The organism is Klebsiella pneumoniae subsp. pneumoniae HS11286, from assembly GCF_000240185.1.
Taxonomy (GTDB): domain Bacteria; phylum Pseudomonadota; class Gammaproteobacteria; order Enterobacterales; family Enterobacteriaceae; genus Klebsiella; species Klebsiella pneumoniae.
Genome location: NC_016845.1, coordinates 1,244,359 through 1,261,028, shown reverse-complemented (window position 1 = coordinate 1,261,028; position 16,670 = coordinate 1,244,359). Strand labels below are relative to the sequence as shown.

The 16,670-nt window shown below is 58.3% G+C and carries 16 protein-coding genes and 1 other annotated feature; of the genes, 4 read left to right on the top strand and 12 right to left on the bottom strand.

Annotated elements, in window-relative coordinates; all coding sequences use genetic code 11:
- Positions 1 to 32: 32 nt before the first annotated feature.
- The 10 genes from KPHS_12040 to KPHS_11950 form a co-directional block, all read right to left on the bottom strand.
- The gene (locus KPHS_12040; protein ID YP_005225504.1) at positions 33 to 1,337 is read right to left on the bottom strand and encodes an inosine-guanosine kinase; all 1,305 of its coding nucleotides are present in this window, start codon (positions 1,335 to 1,337) and stop codon (positions 33 to 35) included.
- Positions 1,338 to 1,400: 63 nt separating this feature from the next.
- Positions 1,401 to 2,363 carry a ferrochelatase gene (locus KPHS_12030; RefSeq protein ID YP_005225503.1) on the bottom strand — a complete coding sequence of 321 codons (963 nt, stop codon included), beginning with the start codon at positions 2,361 to 2,363 and terminating at the stop codon, positions 1,401 to 1,403.
- Between the two features lie 128 nt (positions 2,364 to 2,491).
- The gene (locus KPHS_12020; RefSeq protein ID YP_005225502.1) at positions 2,492 to 3,136 is read right to left on the bottom strand and encodes an adenylate kinase; all 645 of its coding nucleotides are present in this window, start codon (positions 3,134 to 3,136) and stop codon (positions 2,492 to 2,494) included.
- A 222-nt stretch (positions 3,137 to 3,358) separates the two neighbouring features.
- Positions 3,359 to 5,233 carry a heat shock protein 90 gene (locus KPHS_12010; protein YP_005225501.1) on the bottom strand — a complete coding sequence of 625 codons (1,875 nt, stop codon included), beginning with the start codon at positions 5,231 to 5,233 and terminating at the stop codon, positions 3,359 to 3,361.
- A 111-nt stretch (positions 5,234 to 5,344) separates the two neighbouring features.
- Positions 5,345 to 5,950, bottom strand: a complete 606-nt coding sequence (locus KPHS_12000; protein YP_005225500.1) for a recombination protein RecR — start codon at positions 5,948 to 5,950, stop codon at positions 5,345 to 5,347.
- Positions 5,950 to 6,282 carry a YbaB/EbfC family nucleoid-associated protein gene (locus KPHS_11990; RefSeq protein ID YP_005225499.1) on the bottom strand — a complete coding sequence of 111 codons (333 nt, stop codon included), beginning with the start codon at positions 6,280 to 6,282 and terminating at the stop codon, positions 5,950 to 5,952. The genes KPHS_12000 and KPHS_11990 overlap by 1 nt, the downstream gene beginning before the upstream one ends.
- Before the next feature lie 57 nt (positions 6,283 to 6,339).
- The gene (locus KPHS_11980) at positions 6,340 to 6,948 is read right to left on the bottom strand and encodes a DNA polymerase III subunits gamma and tau (RefSeq protein YP_005225498.1); all 609 of its coding nucleotides are present in this window, start codon (positions 6,946 to 6,948) and stop codon (positions 6,340 to 6,342) included.
- Positions 6,340 to 8,179, bottom strand: a sequence feature (potential frameshift: common BLAST hit: gi|238893440|ref|YP_002918174.1| DNA polymerase III subunits gamma and tau). (Overlaps the previous gene by 609 nt.)
- Complete coding sequence (locus tag KPHS_11970) at positions 6,977 to 8,179, bottom strand: DNA polymerase III subunits gamma and tau (protein YP_005225497.1); 1,203 nt, start codon at positions 8,177 to 8,179, stop codon at positions 6,977 to 6,979. It overlaps the preceding feature by 1,203 nt.
- Positions 8,180 to 8,340: 161 nt before the next feature.
- Positions 8,341 to 8,892, bottom strand: a complete 552-nt coding sequence (locus KPHS_11960) for an adenine phosphoribosyltransferase (protein YP_005225496.1) — start codon at positions 8,890 to 8,892, stop codon at positions 8,341 to 8,343.
- Positions 8,893 to 9,042: 150 nt separating this feature from the next.
- The gene (locus KPHS_11950) at positions 9,043 to 9,420 is read right to left on the bottom strand and encodes a DUF454 family protein (RefSeq protein YP_005225495.1); all 378 of its coding nucleotides are present in this window, start codon (positions 9,418 to 9,420) and stop codon (positions 9,043 to 9,045) included.
- Between the two features lie 69 nt (positions 9,421 to 9,489).
- Between KPHS_11950 and KPHS_11940 the strand changes: the two genes are divergently transcribed.
- The 3 genes from KPHS_11940 (at position 9,490) to KPHS_11920 (ending at position 11,170) form a co-directional block, all read left to right on the top strand.
- Positions 9,490 to 10,017 carry a primosomal replication protein N'' gene (locus KPHS_11940; protein ID YP_005225494.1) on the top strand — a complete coding sequence of 176 codons (528 nt, stop codon included), beginning with the start codon at positions 9,490 to 9,492 and terminating at the stop codon, positions 10,015 to 10,017.
- Positions 10,018 to 10,029: 12 nt separating this feature from the next.
- A complete protein-coding gene (locus tag KPHS_11930) occupies positions 10,030 to 10,203 on the top strand; it encodes a pleiotropic regulatory protein RsmS (protein YP_005225493.1) in 174 nt (57 codons plus the stop codon).
- Positions 10,204 to 10,270: 67 nt separating this feature from the next.
- The gene (locus tag KPHS_11920) at positions 10,271 to 11,170 is read left to right on the top strand and encodes an Rpn family recombination-promoting nuclease/putative transposase (RefSeq protein YP_005225492.1); all 900 of its coding nucleotides are present in this window, start codon (positions 10,271 to 10,273) and stop codon (positions 11,168 to 11,170) included.
- Between the two features lie 35 nt (positions 11,171 to 11,205).
- Here the strand turns inward: KPHS_11920 and KPHS_11910 are convergent, their stop codons facing one another.
- Together KPHS_11910 and KPHS_11900 are read right to left on the bottom strand one after the other, a co-directional pair.
- On the bottom strand, positions 11,206 to 14,553 hold the full coding sequence (locus KPHS_11910) for a potassium efflux protein KefA (RefSeq protein ID YP_005225491.1): 3,348 nt from the start codon (positions 14,551 to 14,553) through the stop codon (positions 11,206 to 11,208).
- A 129-nt stretch (positions 14,554 to 14,682) separates the two neighbouring features.
- The gene (locus KPHS_11900) at positions 14,683 to 15,333 is read right to left on the bottom strand and encodes a DNA-binding transcriptional repressor AcrR (protein YP_005225490.1); all 651 of its coding nucleotides are present in this window, start codon (positions 15,331 to 15,333) and stop codon (positions 14,683 to 14,685) included.
- 142 nt (positions 15,334 to 15,475) lie between these two features.
- On the opposite strand from KPHS_11900, the gene KPHS_11890 reads away from it, so the two are divergent.
- A complete protein-coding gene (locus KPHS_11890) occupies positions 15,476 to 16,669 on the top strand; it encodes an acridine efflux pump (RefSeq protein YP_005225489.1) in 1,194 nt (397 codons plus the stop codon).
- Position 16,670: the final 1 nt, after the last annotated feature.

Genomic DNA, 16,670 nt, shown 5'->3' with positions numbered 1-16,670 from the left:
ACTGCCCTCTCCCCGCCGGGAGAGGGACGCGCTTACCGATCCCAGTACGCCTCTTCCAGGCTGTCCTCACGCTCCGGCAGGCCGCGGGTTAAACGCGGCGAGTGCTGGTTCAGCACCTGATAGCTCACGCGGTTGGCATATTTACACACCTGCGCCAGCGAGGAGTAGGTCAGCCATTTGCATTTGTGCTTGCTGGAGTTGGGTACGTTATTGCGGTGGTAGTTATTGGCGGTGATGTCATGCAGCAGCGCCGCCAGCGCGCCGTCGCCTGCGCCGTTGGTGTTCATGATCTTCTCGGGGCCGCCCATATAGGGAGCGATATGGGAATATATGCGCAGCGGATTAACGCAATCCTGGTGACGCATCGCGCGGCTGAATTCAAACTGGTTAAACTCCGGGATCGCCCCCGGCAGCAGCGGATGCTGGGTTTTACGCTTCGCCTCTTCTTCGGTGAAGCCCGCCATATACAGGCCCGCCGGGCCGGCGGTGCACAGCACCAGGTCGACCCAGTCCAGCGCCTTATTCGCCGCTGACAGCGGATCGGCAAAGCCGGTCAGCGCTTCCCCTTCCTCTTCGTTCATTGCCAGAATAGAGACATGCTCCTGCAGGAACTCCTGCCACCACGCCGGGTTATCGGCAATCACGTATTTGGTTCCGAGGGTTAACACCACCGGCACATCGTGCTTTTTGGCATACTCAATAGCCTTCATCGTCGCGTCCGGCATCGGCTCGCCCGGCTTGCAGCGGACCAGGTAAGAGGTCAGCACCAGCGCCGAGGCGCCGGCGATCACCGCTTCCGGAATGCTTTCCGGACGCAGCTTGTTCATGTGGCCCGGGCTGATGGCGAAGGTGCGCTCGCCGCTGTCACCGATCAGGGTAAAGCAGCGGCCAATGGCGCCGTCGACGCCCTGCAGATAGTTCAGATCGGTGCGGCTGGAGGTATTGCACAGGTAACGATAGGCGTAGCCGCCGATTTCGATATTGCTGCACATCACGCCAAGCAGCACCGAGCGATCGTCCGCCAGCACCGAGTAGTTGTGCATGGTATTGCCGATGGTGCCGCCGGCAAACTGATGGGTAATGAGATTGTTGCGCACCAGCTCCTGGTACAGCGCCTCGGCGACGTCATCTTCAATCACCAGCGAATGGCCCGCGCTCAGGCCGTAGCGCACGATAAACGCCTCATCCACTTTCGCTTCGATATCCACCAGCGTCTGGTCGATACCGACCACCCAGGAGACGCTGGATTCATTCTCCGGCTGAATTTGCTGCAGCAGCGGATCGCGGGCGTTAACGGGAAAATAGTGTTTAGATTTGCGTTTACCGGGAAATTTCATAGTGGCGCTTAAATAACAGGGAACAAGCGGGAAATAGTAGCATATTCCCCGCCCTGCGCGCGATCAGCGATAAGGCGCCGTCAGATTGACCATCATCTCAATATGCGCTGCGTCCGCATTAAGCGCCGGAATATATTCATATTGCTTGCCGCCTGCTTCGAGGAATATTTCCCGGTTCTGGACGGCGATTTCTTCCAGCGTTTCGAGACAGTCGGCGGCAAACCCCGGGCACAGCACCTGAATATGCTTCGTCCCTTTCTCGCCGAGCATCTTTAGCGTTTCATCGGTGTACGGGGTCAGCCAGGGTTCCCGGCCAAAGCGCGACTGGAAAGTCATCATCACCCGCTCCGGCGGCAGCCCCAGCGCGGAAACCAGTTCCCGCGTCGTATCGCGACAGCGCTGAGGATAATCATCGCCCTGGTTGGCATAGCGCTGCGGGATCCCATGATAGGAGAGCAGCAGCAGATCCGGTTCCCCATGGACAGCGAAGGAAGCGCGCACGCTGGCCGCCAGCGCATGGATATAGTCCGGATGTTCGGCATAGTCGCGAATAAACGAGATACCCGGAATGGCGCGCTTTTTCGCCAGAATCCGCGCCAGTTCGTCCCAGACGGCGGCCACCGTCGAGCAGGAATATTGCGGATACAGCGGCAGCACCACGATGTGCTCCACCCCCTGCGCCAGTAAGTCATCCACCGCGCTGGCCAGTGACGGTGAACCATAGCTCATGCCCAGCGCCACCGGGGTATCCGGCAGCCTGGCAGCCAGCGCCTGCTGCTGGCGACGACTATACACCATCAGCGGCGATCCCTCTTCCATCCACACGGACTGATAGAGCTTCGCCACGCGCGGGGAGCGAATCGGCAGTATGACGCCGCGCAGCAGCGGCCACCATAGCAGACGAGACGTATCCACCACCCGTTTGTCGCTGAGGAATTGTCGCAGATAGCGCTTCACCGCCCCGGGGGTGGGCGCATCGGGAGTGCCTAAATTGGCCAGCAAGATACCTGTTTTCGTCTGATGCATTACCGCCTCTTAACCATTTGAATCGCAGCCAATTGTAGCTGAAATGGCGCTAAACGGAACCAATCATAGCAAAAGGTAGAAATGAGAGGAGTTCTCATCCTGCCGCAGCAGGATGAGAAAGGGCTTTATCAGCCGAGGATTTTTTCCAGTTCGGCGCGCACGTCAGCTACCGCTTTGGTGCCGTCGACTTTGGCGTATTTGGTGTTGCCCGCCTGCGCTTCTTTGGTGTAGTAGCCGATCAGCGGCGCTGTCATCTGATGGTATTCTACCAGACGCTTACGCACGGTCTCTTCCTGATCGTCTTTACGGGTGGTCAGCTCTTCGCCGGTCACGTCGTCTTTGCCTTCCACCTTCGGCGGATTGAATTTGATGTGGTATACGCGACCGGATGCCGCGTGGACGCGACGGCCAACGATGCGGTCGACGATCAGTTCGTCCGGCACGTCGAATTCCAGCACGTAATCAACGGTAATGCCCGCCTCTTTCATGGCGTCAGCCTGCGGAATGGTCCGCGGGAAGCCGTCCAGCAGGAAGCCGTTACGGCAATCTTCCTGGGCGATACGCTCTTTCACCAGCGCGATGACCAGCTCATCGGTCACCAGCTTGCCAGCGTCCATAATGTCTTTCGCTTGCTTACCGAGCTCAGAGCCGGATTTTACCGCCGCGCGCAGCATATCGCCGGTGGAGATTTGCGGAATACCGTATTTCTCCATGATGAACTGAGCCTGAGTTCCTTTACCCGCGCCCGGAGCGCCAAGCAGAATAATACGCATTACGAAAATCCCCTCAAAAGTCGATTCAATTTTTCAAAAACGCTAAACCATACCACCAGAACGGCGATGGCTCAAGGAAGGCGGTGCGGCTGAAACGGTTAATGGTGAGATATTTTATGCAATCCAATGTGAAATGCCCCGCCTGAGCACATCGCTCAGACGGGGCATTTATCCCGTTCCCGGCGTCGCGTCGCTCGGCCGGGCTACTCGTTCAGGTTCGCGTCAGGAAGCCAGCAGCTGGTTCATACGGCGGATAAACTGGTTCGGATCTTCCAGCGTGCCGCGCTCGGCCAGCAGCGCCTGATCCAGCAGCAGTTCCACCCATTCGCCGAACTGGGCGTCATCCTGGGTATCAGCTGCGCGTTTCACCAGCTGATGCGCCGGGTTCAGTTCGAAGATGTATTTCACTTCCGGCGCCGCCTGGCCCGCTGCCGCGAACAGCTTCGCCATCTGGGTGCTCATCTCATCGGCATCGGTAGTGACAATCGCCGGGGTGTCGGTCAGACGATGGGTCAGACGCACCTCTTTCACCCGGTCGCCAAGCAGGTTTTTCACCCGCTCAACGAACGGCTCCAGCGCTTTTTCAGCTTCTTTGGTGGACTCGTCCACTTCATCCGCCAGCTTGTCCAGCGACTCGTCGGCTTTAGCGACAGACTGGAACGCTTTGCCGTCGAACTCGGTCAGGTAGCTCATCATCCACTCGTCGATGCGATCGGAGAGCAGCAGAACTTCAATCCCTTTCTTACGCAGCAGTTCGAGGTGCGGGCTGCTCTTCGCCGCCGCATAGCTGTCGGCAGTGATGTAGTAGATCTTCTCCTGCCCTTCTTTCATCCGCGAGACATACTCTTCCAGCGACACGGTCTGCGCGGAGGAGTCGGTATGGGTGGTTGCGAAACGCAGCAGTTTGGCGATCGCTTCCTGGTTGCTCGGATCTTCCGCCGGGCCCTCTTTCAGCACCAGGCCGAACTGTTTCCAGAAGGTTTGGTATTTTTCAGCGTCGTCTTTCGCCAGCTTATCCAGCATCTGCAGCGCGCGTTTGGTCAGCGCGGTGCGCAGGTTGCGGGTCACGCTGCTGTCCTGCAGGATTTCACGGGAGACGTTCAGCGGCAGATCGTTGGAATCGATCAGGCCGCGCACGAAGCGCAGGTAGTTCGGCATAAACTGCTCGGCGTCGTCCATGATGAACACACGCTGCACATACAGCTTCAGGCCGTGTTTATGATCGCGGTTCCACATATCCCACGGCGCCTGCGACGGGATATACAGCAGGCTGGTGTACTCCTGCTTACCTTCCACGCGGTTGTGGCTCCAGGTCAGCGGGTCGCTGTAGTCGTGAGCGATATGCTTATAAAACTCTTTGTATTCGTCGTCGTTAACTTCGGATTTGCTGCGGGTCCACAGGGCCTGCGCCTTGTTGATTTTTTCCCACGAAACCACGGTTTCGCCGTCTTTCTCTTCCCGTTTTTCAATCTCAACCGGCAGCGCGATATGGTCGGAATATTTGCTGATGATAGAGCGCACGCGCCAGTCGTTGAGGAAATCATCTTCGCCTTCGCGCAGATGCAGGGTGATTTCGGTGCCGCGATCGGCTTTGGTGATATCAGCTACGGTATATTCGCCTTCGCCGGCGGATTCCCAGAACACGCCGTTTTCCGGCTTGTCGCCCGCCGCACGGGTACGCACGGTCACTTTGTCCGCCACGATGAAGGCCGAATAGAAGCCGACGCCGAACTGACCGATCAGCTGGCTATCCTTCGCCTGGTCGGAACCCATCGATTCGAGGAACGCTTTGGTGCCGGATTTGGCGATGGTGCCGAGATGGTCGATAACTTCTTCCCGGTTCATACCGATACCGTTATCGGCGATGGTCAGGGTGCGGTTGTCTTTATCAAACGAAACCCGCACGCGCAGCTCGCCGTCTCCCTCATACAAATCCGGCTGCGACAGCGCGCGGAAACGCAGCTTATCGGCCGCATCAGAGGCGTTGGAAATCAGCTCACGCAGAAAGATTTCTTTGTTGGAATAGAGGGAATGGATCATCAGGTGCAGAAGCTGCTTTACTTCTGACTGAAAACCACGAGTTTCTTGTCCTTTCATCTGATTCAACCTCAACAATGCCATTTTAAATGGGTAAAAAACCGTTGAGTGGGAGATGGGGACAGCGGGGAAATTTTTCAAGCGGAGGCGGCGAAGGCCGCCTCCATTTGTTCAGAAAGTAATCTTGTGGCGACCGGCCAGGGAGTGGGACAGCGTGGTGCCGTCGACCATCTCCAGCTCGCCGCCCACCGGCACGCCGTGGGCGATTCGGCTGGCGTCGACGCCATACTGCGCGCACAGCTCTGCGATGTAGTTGGCCGTCGCCTCGCCCTCAACGGTCGGGTTGGTGGCGAGGATCACCTCGGTGATCGACTCCGCCTCCAGCCGTTGCTCCAGGCGATCGAGCCCGATGTCATCAGGCCCGATGCCGTCGAGCGGCGACAGGTGCCCCATCAGCACGAAGTAGCGGCCGGAATACTGCCCGGTCTGCTCAATGGCATAGATGTCCGCTGGACTCTCCACCACGCAGATCTGACCGTTTTCCTGGCGACGCGGGTTGCTGCAAATATTGCACACCTCCTGCTCGGTGAAGGTGCGGCAATCGGCGCAGTGGCCGATTTCCGACATCGCGCGCGTCAGCGCCTGCGCCAGGCGCATACCGCCGCTGCGATCGCGCTGCAGCAGAGTAAACGCCATGCGCTGCGCCGACTTCGGGCCAACGCCCGGCAGACAGCGCAGCGCTTCCATAAGCTGAGTTAACAGCGGGCTGGTTTGCATCAGAACGGCATCTTGAAGCCTGGCGGCAGTTGCATACCGGCAGAAACGGAAGCCATCTTCTCTTTCTGGGTCTCTTCGATACGGCGCGCGGCGTCGTTGAACGCGGCAGCCACCAGATCTTCGAGCATCTCTTTGTCGTCTTCCAGCAGGCTTGGGTCGATCTCCACACGGCGGCAGTTGTGCGCGCCGTTAATGGTCACTTTCACCAGACCCGCGCCGGATTCGCCGGTTACTTCCAGCTGAGCGATCTCTTCCTGCATCTTCTGCATTTTCTCTTGCATCTGCTGGGCCTGCTTCATCAGGTTACCCAGGCCGCCTTTTCCACCAAACATAGGCTTCTCTCTCAGTCAGTCATCGTTAAAGGTACTGAATGCCAGTCAGACTGGCATTCAAATGGGGCGAATACTCTCTTCATCCAGATCGGCGTCGAAGAAACGACGCAGGGTCTGAATGTTATTATCCGCGATAATGGCTTCGCGCGCCTGCGCGAGCTTCTCTTCATAAATAGCCTGCCGCCACTCCAGCGGCGTACGCATCGCGGGATTATCGTCTTCCACGATGGTCAATTCAACCGGCGTACCGTACAACACCCCCAGCGCTTCAGCCAGCTTTTGCTGCGCGCTGGCGGAATTGAGGTGGCGCTGGCTGGGACGCAGATGCAGACAGACGCGGCTGCCCTCCTGCTCTTTCCACGCGTTGAGCGCCACCTGCTCGACCAGCTTCGGTACCGCCAGCTGGCTCACTTCCGCCGCCCAGCTGTCGCGCTCGACCGCTTCTTCGGCGAGCTTGGCCGCCAGCTCCGGCGTCTTCTCATGCTCCAGCGCCTTTTTCAGCGCTTTGGGCGTGGCGACTTCGACTTTGCTCTCTTCCACCACCGTCGTCGCCTTCCAGCGATAGGCCTCTTTCTTCGCCGGGGCCTGCTCCAGCGCGGCCGCGGCCGGACGAGCCTGGACGCGCTCGGTAATCGAACTCAGTCGCTCCAGCGCAGCGTTATTCACCGGCCGCGCGCGGGAAGCGGCTGCCGGTTCACTCTTTTTTTGGGGTGGTTGCTCCCTGGCTGCGCTGCAGGTGGCTGCGGGCCGCCAGCACCTGGCTGGTGGTCGGCGGCAAACTCTGCGGCGACTGTGGCGGCGGCGCGGCGGGGGCAACCGGCTGACGCGGCGCGGGCGCGGCGGCCTGTGCCGGCTGCGCCTCCGGCTCCGGCAGCGGCTTACGCGGATGAAACGCCAGGGCACGCAGCAGCGTCATTTCGACGCCCATCCGCCGGTCCGGGGCGTAAGGCAGCTCTTTGCGGCCAATCAGCAGCGTTTGGTAGTAGAGCTGAACGTCGCCGGGCGGTACGGTTCGCGCCAGTTCGCGCATCCGCACTTCGACCGCGGCCATGTCGGCGCCCAGCGCCGAAGGCGACAGCTGAACCATGGCGATGCGGTGCAGCAGGCTCTGCATCTCGACCAGCAGCGCCTCCCACTCGACGCCGCGTGCGGCGGCGTCATTGACGCTCGCCATGACCCGCTCGCCGTCGGCAGCAACCAGCGCTTCAATCAGCGACAGCGCCTGATCGTCATCAAGGGTGCCGAGCATAGTGCTCACCGATGCGGCCGTCAGCTGCCCTTCCCCACTGGCAATCGCCTGATCGGTCAGGCTTAAGGCATCGCGCAGGCTGCCATCGGCCGCCCGCGACAACAGCTGCAGCGCGCGGGGCTCAAAGGCAATCTGCTCTTCGCCAAGAATATGCTCCAGCTGATGGCGGATCTGTTCAACGTCCAGCGCCTTCAGGTGGAACTGCAGGCAGCGGGATAAGATCGTTACCGGCAGCTTCTGCGGATCCGTCGTCGCCAGCAGGAATTTGACGTGCGCCGGCGGCTCCTCCAGCGTTTTTAACAACGCGTTGAAGCTGTGACGCGACAGCATATGGACTTCGTCGATGAGATAGACCTTAAAGCGGCCGCGGGCCGGCGCGTACTGGACGTTGTCCAGCAGATCGCGGGTATCTTCGACTTTGGTTCGCGAGGCGGCGTCAATCTCAATCAGATCGACAAAGCGCCCCTGTTCAATTTCCCGGCAGTTATCGCACACGCCGCAGGGGGTGGCGGTGATGCCGGTTTCACAGTTTAACCCTTTCGCCAGCAGACGGGCGATGGAGGTCTTCCCGACCCCGCGGGTACCGGAAAAAAGATAAGCGTGATGAATGCGCCCTAACGACAAGCCGTTCGCCAGTGCGGTCAGCACATGTTCCTGGCCGACGACGTCAGCAAAGGTTTGTGGGCGCCATTTACGGGCTAAGACCTGATAACTCATGGGCTGGCTCTGAAACGCTGGAAGGTGAAATCACGAAGGGGTCATGCTATCACAGCCCCGCCCGATCGGCGAGGCTATGTGGAGGGATTTGCTTAGTGGCCCGGGAACGGCACCAGACTGTAGCAGTGGATCCCCAGCTTCTCCAGGCGCTGTTCGCCGCCCAGATCGAAGAGATTGATAATGAAAGCGGCATCGTGCACTTCGCCGCCGAGGCGGCGGATCAGTTTGACCGTGGCGTCGATAGTGCCGCCGGTCGCCAGCAGATCGTCAACCACCAGCACTTTATCGCCCGGTTTAATGGCGTCAACGTGGATCTCCAGCTGATCGGTGCCATACTCCAGCTCATAGGTCTCGGCGATGGTTTCACGCGGCAACTTACGCGGCTTGCGTACCGGAACAAAGCCCACGCCCAGCGCCAGCGCGACCGGGGCGCCGAACAGGAAGCCACGCGCCTCAGTCCCTACCACTTTGGTAATACCCGCGTCTTTGTAGCGCTCGGTCAGCAGTTCAATGCTAAGCGCGTAGGCCTTCGGGTCTTCCAGTAAGCTGGTGACATCGCGGAAAAGAATGCCAGGTTTTGGATAATCCTCGATACTCTGGATGCTGTTCTTCAGATATTCAAGCTGCTGTGCAGTTGCGGTCATAAGTGTATGCCTGATTGAAACGGTATTACCCACGGGCGTGCAAAAGGGGCCAAAGAAACATTTGTTTAACCTTTGACCAGGCTTGCCCGCGCTCGAAAACGCCAGAATTTACTGGCTGTCGGCAACAATTGCAACAGGCATTATTGCGCATCAGTGCTTTTGTTGCTTTGCGTCAACCACCGGAATGCGCCACATAAAGATCAGCAGACAGGCCAGAATGACCAACAGCATGATGCGCACCCACGTAAGCTTAACCAGCCATAGCGAAATAGCAAAAGTCACCACGATCATCGCAATGGCGCGCGGTTTAGCGCCGCGAGGCATGGCGCGGTACTGTTGCCAGTGGCGAAGATAGCCGCCAAACCAGGAGCGATACAGCAGCCACTGGTGAAAGCGCGGCGATGAGCGGGCAAAGCACCAGGCGGCGAGCAGAATAAACGGCGTCGTCGGCAGCAACGGTAAGAAGACGCCCAGCGTACCCAGCGCTACCGCCAGCCAGCCGATAATGGTTAAAATAACAGGTGGCATAATGCGAATCGTTATCAAACAGATGAGGCTACTGTAGCACAGTTGGCTGACGGAAAATGGAGGGGGTTGGTGAAAACTGCTCAACTTTTACAAACGCTGAACGACCAGCTGAGTGAGCTGGCCGCGCTGGTGGCGCCGCTGGCGGAGCACGCGACCCTCAGCCCGCGCTTTGACCGCCAGCTCTTCCACACCCGCAGCACGCTGATGCAGGCCTATCTGGCGGAAGCCCAACACAACTTTAACCAGCTCCGCCAGGCCGTCGAGCGCCAGCAGCTGCCGCAAGTGGTCTGGATTGCCGAGCGTCTGGCGGCACAAATCGCCGCGCTGCGCCGTGAAACCGCCACCTGGTCCTTGCGCAGTTGGGACCACGCGTCGCCAACGTTGAGCCGCTGGCAGCGCCGTCGCCTGCAGCATCAGGAGTATGAGCGCCGCCTGCTGGCGATGCGCGACCAACGCCAGCGTCAGCTGGCGCAGGCGACCAGCCTTGACGAGCAGCAGCGGCTGGGGAAAGAAGTTGAAGCCTACAGCGGCCGGTTGGCGCGCTGCCGACAGGCGCTGGACAAGATTGAAAACGTACTGGCGCGGCTGACGCGCTAACAGGAGAGCCCGATGTCGCTGGAAAATGCATCCGATGAGGTCAAACTGGCCGTCGATTTAATCATGTTGCTGGAATCGCATCAGATCCCGGCGCAAACCGTGCTGAGCGCGCTGGAAATTGTCCGGCGGGATTATGCAAACAAGTTAAAAAACGCGGAAAGCGGGTCGCAAAACCCAGAGAAGTAGGATGTTGTCTCCGGCAGTGTGCTGGCAGTCTGGTCCTCTGCGCATGACGCCCCTGGAGACAATATTGATGGAAAAAGTCAGTCAAACCCCACACGACGCGGTGTTTCGCCAGATGCTCATGCATCAGGCGGTCGCGAAGGATTTTTTGCAGTTGTACCTCCCCGCGCCGTTTCTGGCGATCTGCGAACTGGATTCGCTGCAGCTGGTCTCCGGTAGCTTTGTTGAAGAGGACCTGCGCGCCAGCTATTCCGATATCCTTTACTCACTGCGCACGCGTCATGGACCGGGCTATGTGTACGCGCTGATTGAGCACCAGAGTACCCCGGACAAGCTGATGACGTTTCGCCTGCTGCGCTATGCGCTGGCCGCCATGCAGCGTCATCTGGACGCCGGCCACGACACTCTGCCGCTGGTGGTGCCGATTCTGTTTTATCACGGCAAAGTGAGCCCCTGGCCCTGGGCCCGCAACTGGCAACAGCTATTCGCCGATCCGGCGCTGGCGAAGGCGCTCTATAGCAATGATTTTCCGCTGGTGGACCTCACCGTAATGCCAGATAATCAGATCGCCCGTCATCGGCGGATGGCCATGCTGGAGCTGCTGCAAAAGCATATCCGCCATCGCGATCTGGCCGAGCTGCAGGTGCCGCTGATTACGCTGATGACGCAAGGCTATCTGACAGAAGCGCAGCTGAATACGCTGCTGCGCTATATGTTGCAGGCGGGAACTACGGAACATCCGGGGGCGCTGATCCGCACGCTGGCGGCGCAGTCGCCCAGGCATAAGGAGCTGATGATGACCATTGCCGAATGGCTGGAAGAGAAAGGCCGTAAACAGGGACAGCAAGAGGGTGAGCAGGAAGCTACCCGCAGCATCGCCGCCAGAATGCTGGCGCGCGGCCTCGAACGTCAAACCGTGCAGGAGCTCACCGGGCTGAGCGATGAAGAACTCGCCGCGCTGGCGCCCTGATACAGCAGGGGCGGCTTTGCGCCGCCCCTCTTCGCTCAGGACGCGGTGGTGGGCGCCAGATCGTCGCCTTTCCCGTCCCGTTTCACTTCGGTGACTTCATCGCCTTTTTCATTGCGCAGATGAACTTCCAGCTGGTTAAAGGCAATGTTGATGTCATTCTCCCGGCACAGGCGGTCGATGGCGCGGTTGAGCTCATCTACCGTGTAGCTGCGATCGCGCAGTTCTCGAACATACAGACGCAGTTCATGATCCAGGGTACTGGCCCCGAAGGTGGTGAAGAAAACCGCTGGCGCCGGCTCCTGCATCACTTTCGGATGATCGTGCGCGGCCTTCAGCAGCACCTCTTTCACCTTATCCAGGTCTGAGCCATAGGCGACGCCGAGGCGGATCACCACCCGGGTCACGGTGTCGGAGAGCGACCAGTTGATCAAGCGCTCGGTAACGAACGCCTTGTTCGGGATAATCACCTCTTTGCGATCGAAATCGGTGATGGTGGTGGCGCGAATACGGATTTTGCTTACCGTCCCCGAGAAGGTTCCGATAGTGACCGTATCCCCAATGCGCACCGGACGTTCGAACAGAATGATTAGGCCGGAGACAAAGTTACCGAAGATCTCCTGCAGACCAAAACCTAAACCAACCGACAGCGCGGCCGCCAGCCATTGCAGTTTATCCCAGGAGACACCCAGCGCCCCGAATACCGTCATCGCCCCGATAGCGATAATCGCATAGTTGAGAATGGTGGTGATGGCGTAGGAGGTCCCCTGACGCATGTTGAGCCGCGACAGCACCAGCACCTCCAGCAAACCCGGCAGGTTGCGGATCAGCGCCCAGGCGACCATTGACGCCACAATGGCGAACAATAAACTGCCCATCGTCACGCTGCGCACCACGCTGGCCCCCGCCTCGGTGCCGTTGTAGTGCCAGAGGGTAATGCTGTCGAGGTAGGCGAAAACGGTGATCAAATCAGACCAAATCGCCCAGAACATCACCGCGAACAGCGCGACCATCACCAACATGGTGATGCGCAGCGTCTGCTGGTTGACCTGCTCGAGAGCGATAGTTGGCTCTTCCTGCGGCTCGGCGCCTTCCGCCCCTTCCTTCACCAGATGTTGACGGCGCGCCAGCGCGCGGCGCCAGGCGATACGCCGCGCCGCCACGCTCAGGCCGCGCAGCACGGTCTGGTACAGCAGGTTCCAGATCATCACCAGATACACGGTCTCGATCCAGCGTCCCGCCAGACGCAGCGTCGTGTAGAAGTAGCCGGTTGCCGTCAGCACCATCAGGGCCACCGGAACGATAGACAACACCGTGATCGTCAGCAGGCGCAGGCTGTGCGACTCTTTATCGCGCCAGCTTTCCCGGCACATCGGCCAAACCAGCACCGCGATCAGCAGTAAGTTGAAGAAAATCACCAACTGCCCCAGCGCGTCGTCCATCAGGTTCAGCGGCGACAGTTCGGAAATCACCGACCAGAAATTCAGCGGCAGCAGCGCCAGGCTGACGCGAACAATCTGCCGCCGCCAGTGGCTGGTCAACTGCGCCGGCATATTAAAGTGGTTGACCGCGACGCCGTTCTTTTCCAGCACTTTCCAGCACAGGCCAAACACCAGCCAGAACATAGCCAGCTTTTTACTGTACGCCCACAGCAGTCCGCTAATATTTAACTGCATGGTGAGTAAGATCAGACCGATAGCCAGAATCAACAGCACCACCGGTAAGGCGCGGATCAGATCGATCAGGATCGCCTTCGGCGTATGCAGTTGGGTATCGTTGCGCAGCTGTCCCACCTGGGAAGCAAGCTTTGCCTGATAATCCTTGAGCCACTGCAGACGCCAGCGGATGAGGCCGGCAATCAACAGCAGCGGTAAACCGGCCAGGAAAGCGACAAACACCGCAGGCCACGCTTTTTCCCAGTTCACGGTGATTTTCATCGCCTTAAACTGACCTTTCAGCGCCTCCGGGAAGGCCTTAATCCACTCCCAGTCCATCGGTTTATTGCTGTTCACCCAGAAAATTTGCTGGGTCAGAATTTCCTTCAGACTGCTCGAGACGCTCATCAGCTGCTGCTGGTTGATCTGCAGGTTGATGGCCATCATCAGCTGGTTGCCCAACTGTTTGTTGAACTGATCAAGCAGTTCGCGACGCATGTCGATCACTTCCAGTAGCGCGGCGTGGACTTCATCGTTCACTTCGCTGCTGTGCCCCTCCTCCAGTTTGGCGACAAAGGCATCGCTCTGGAACAGCGCGTCGCGCTGCTGGTTCACCTCAAACTGTTCAAGCCGCAGGTCGGCGATGCGGTTGGTCATATCCTGCAGCTCATCCGCCGACGGTAATGTCTGTTGCTGTTGGTAAAGAATACGCGACAGCAGCAGGCTCCCCCGCAGAACTGAAATTTGCTCTTTAATATCCCGTTCAGACTGCAGCGCGCGGTCGAGCCAGTTCTTGACCTGGATATTGCGCTGCACCAGCTGGTTACCGTTCTCTGTTGCCTGGATCAGCTTCTCGCTGAGCTGATGGTTAATATCCAGCTCCTGCTTGACCAGCGGGTTGGCCTGAATACGCGCCGTTTCGTCGGGGGTAACTGCCTCCTGGGCGGTTTTCTCGGTCAGGGTCAGCCGTTTGCTGTTCACGGCCTCCTGCAGCAGCTGTAGCTGATGCTCCAGCCGGTTGCTCCAGGCGGTGACGTAGTCACGCTGCTTCTGTAGGGTATCCTGCAGGATAGTGTTGCCTTCGAGGCTCTTGCGCTGTTGCTCGATCTGCGCGTTGAGCAATGCCTGTTGAGCCTGCAACAGCACCTGCTGGGTCGGGCGTAGGGTCTCGTCGCCCACCGAGGTGCCATTCAGACGATTGCGGATCTGCTGCAGCTGCTGGGAGGCGTTGAACATCGCATTTTGCACGCGTTCCGGCTGCGTTTGCAGGGAAACCAGTTGGCTGTTATAGGTCGCCAGATCATTTTGCGCATTCTGCAGATCGTCCAGCGTCTGGGTGACGCGCGACTCCAGCTGACGCAGGGAGAGCGTACTTAGCGTTTTGCGCGTCGCGTCGTCGTTCGGGACATCGCTCAGGTTATTGAGGCTCTCCACCGCCTGGCGCAGCTTCGCCGGCGCCTGCTCGACCTGCTGTCGCAGCTGTGCCGTCTCGCTTTTGATACGCTCGATTTTATCCAGCGTTTCCAGCGTCTGAGTCAGATCCTGCTGGACCAGTTTGTCCTGCGGAGTCAGTTCTTTTTGCTTGTTTAACGTATTGAGCTGGCTCTGCACCTCTGCCCGATCGGGGAGATCCGCGGCGCGGCCCTGGACTGGGCTGAAAAGGCCAATAAAACAGAGCAGCGTGATAATAAAGATGAACGTGGCGCGTTGCCTGGAGATCGTGTGCAGCATAGTTAATATGAATGAATGCAAATGCCGGAGAATACCGGGGGTCGTCGCAAGCGCGCAGAATAGCACTTCTCAGCGCTGGCGAATAGCGGCGGACGGCGCTAAAAATTCACGCCCATCCGCGCGCTACCTTTAAGCTGACAAGCTCTCCGGGCCGCGTAGCGTCGGGCAGAATTGATACATCTCCAGCAGAATAGCGACGTAGTCCCGCGCTTCCGCATGCAGGTCGAACGAATCGGGGGCAAACAGCCAGTTTTCCATCAGCCCGGAAAGGTAGCTGCGCATTAACACGGCCGCCCGCCGGGTGAGTAAATTGGCGGGCAGCAGCTTCGCCGCGATGCATTCTTTCAAGGTCTGCTCGATACGCTCATAACTCGCCAGGGAGAGCTGCCGCTGGGCCTGCTGCACCACGGTCATTTCACCGACGAACTCACACTTATGATAGATAATCTCCATCATTAATCGTCGACGTTCTTCTGTCACTGTCGCTTCAAGAACATAGACTAGAATCTCCCTGATAACTGAGAGTGGATCGTTGGGGAATTTTGCCCGATACTCAATTTCGAGATCGCTAATACTGGCGTCTGACAGCTCCCAAATTTCGTTGAATAAATCTGATTTATTCTTGAAATGCCAGTAGATAGCCCCCCTCGTTACACCCGCAGCTTTTGCAATTGTTGCCAACGAGGTAGATGATACGCCTTGCTGCGAAAACAGACGCAGAGCAACATCCAGAATCAGTTGCCGGGTTTCACGTGCCTGTTGTTTGGTTTTTCGTGCCATAGGTTAATGACTTTACAGAGGTTACGTTTACATACATTTGTGAATGTATGTACCATAGCATGACCATAATAGAAAGACTGTAGTGGGTTTGTGGTTGTTTGAGCCACTGAACATTTTGAAATTGGACACTCGAGGTTTACATATGAACAAAAACAGAGGGTTAACGCCTCTGGCGGTCGTTCTGATGCTCTCAGGCAGCTTAGCGCTAACAGGATGTGACGATAAACCGGCTCAACAGGGAGCCCAGCACATGCCGGAAGTCGGTATTGTGACGCTCAAATCCGCACCTCTACAAATAACCACCGAACTGCCAGGCCGCACCAGCGCCTATCGCATTGCGGAAGTCCGTCCTCAGGTCAGTGGCATTATTTTAAAACGTAACTTCGTGGAAGGTAGCGATATCCAGGCCGGCGTCTCCCTGTATCAGATCGATCCAGCCACCTATCAGGCCAGCTATGACAGCGCCAAAGGCGACCTGGCAAAAGCCCAGGCGGCGGCAAACATGGATCAACTGACGGTCAAGCGTTATCAGAAACTGTTGGGCACCAAATATATTAGTCAACAAGACTACGATACCGCCGTTGCGACGGCGCAGCAGAGCAATGCGGCCGTGGTCGCGGCGAAAGCGGCCGTTGAAACCGCGCGCATCAATCTGGCCTACACCAAAGTCACCTCGCCGATCAGCGGCCGGATTGGTAAATCCACCGTGACCGAAGGGGCGCTGGTACAGAATGGTCAAACGACCGCCCTGGCAACCGTTCAGCAGCTGGATCCGATCTATGTTGACGTCACCCAGTCGAGCAATGATTTCCTGCGCCTGAAGCAGGAGCTAGCCGACGGCCGCCTGAAACAGGAAAACGGCAAAGCGAAAGTGGAGCTAGTGACTAATGACGGTCTTAAGTATCCGCAGTCCGGCACGCTGGAATTCTCGGATGTCACCGTCGATCAGACCACCGGCTCAATCACGCTACGCGCTATTTTCCCGAACCCGGATCACACCCTGCTACCGGGGATGTTCGTCCGTGCCCGTCTGGAAGAAGGGATTAACCCTGACGCCCTGCTGGTACCGCAACAGGGTGTTACCCGTACGCCGCGCGGCGACGCCAGCGTCATGGTAGTGGGGGAAGGCGATAAAGTCGAAGTCCGCCAGGTCACTGCTTCTCAGGCGATCGGCGATAAATGGCTGGTCACTGACGGTCTGAAATCCGGCGATCGCGTTATCGTCACCGGCCTGCAAAAAATCAAACCAGGTGTGCAGGTAAAAGCGCAGGAAGTAGCTTCTGATGATAAACAGCAAGCCGCAGGCAACGCGCCATCAGAACAAACCAAGTCTTAAC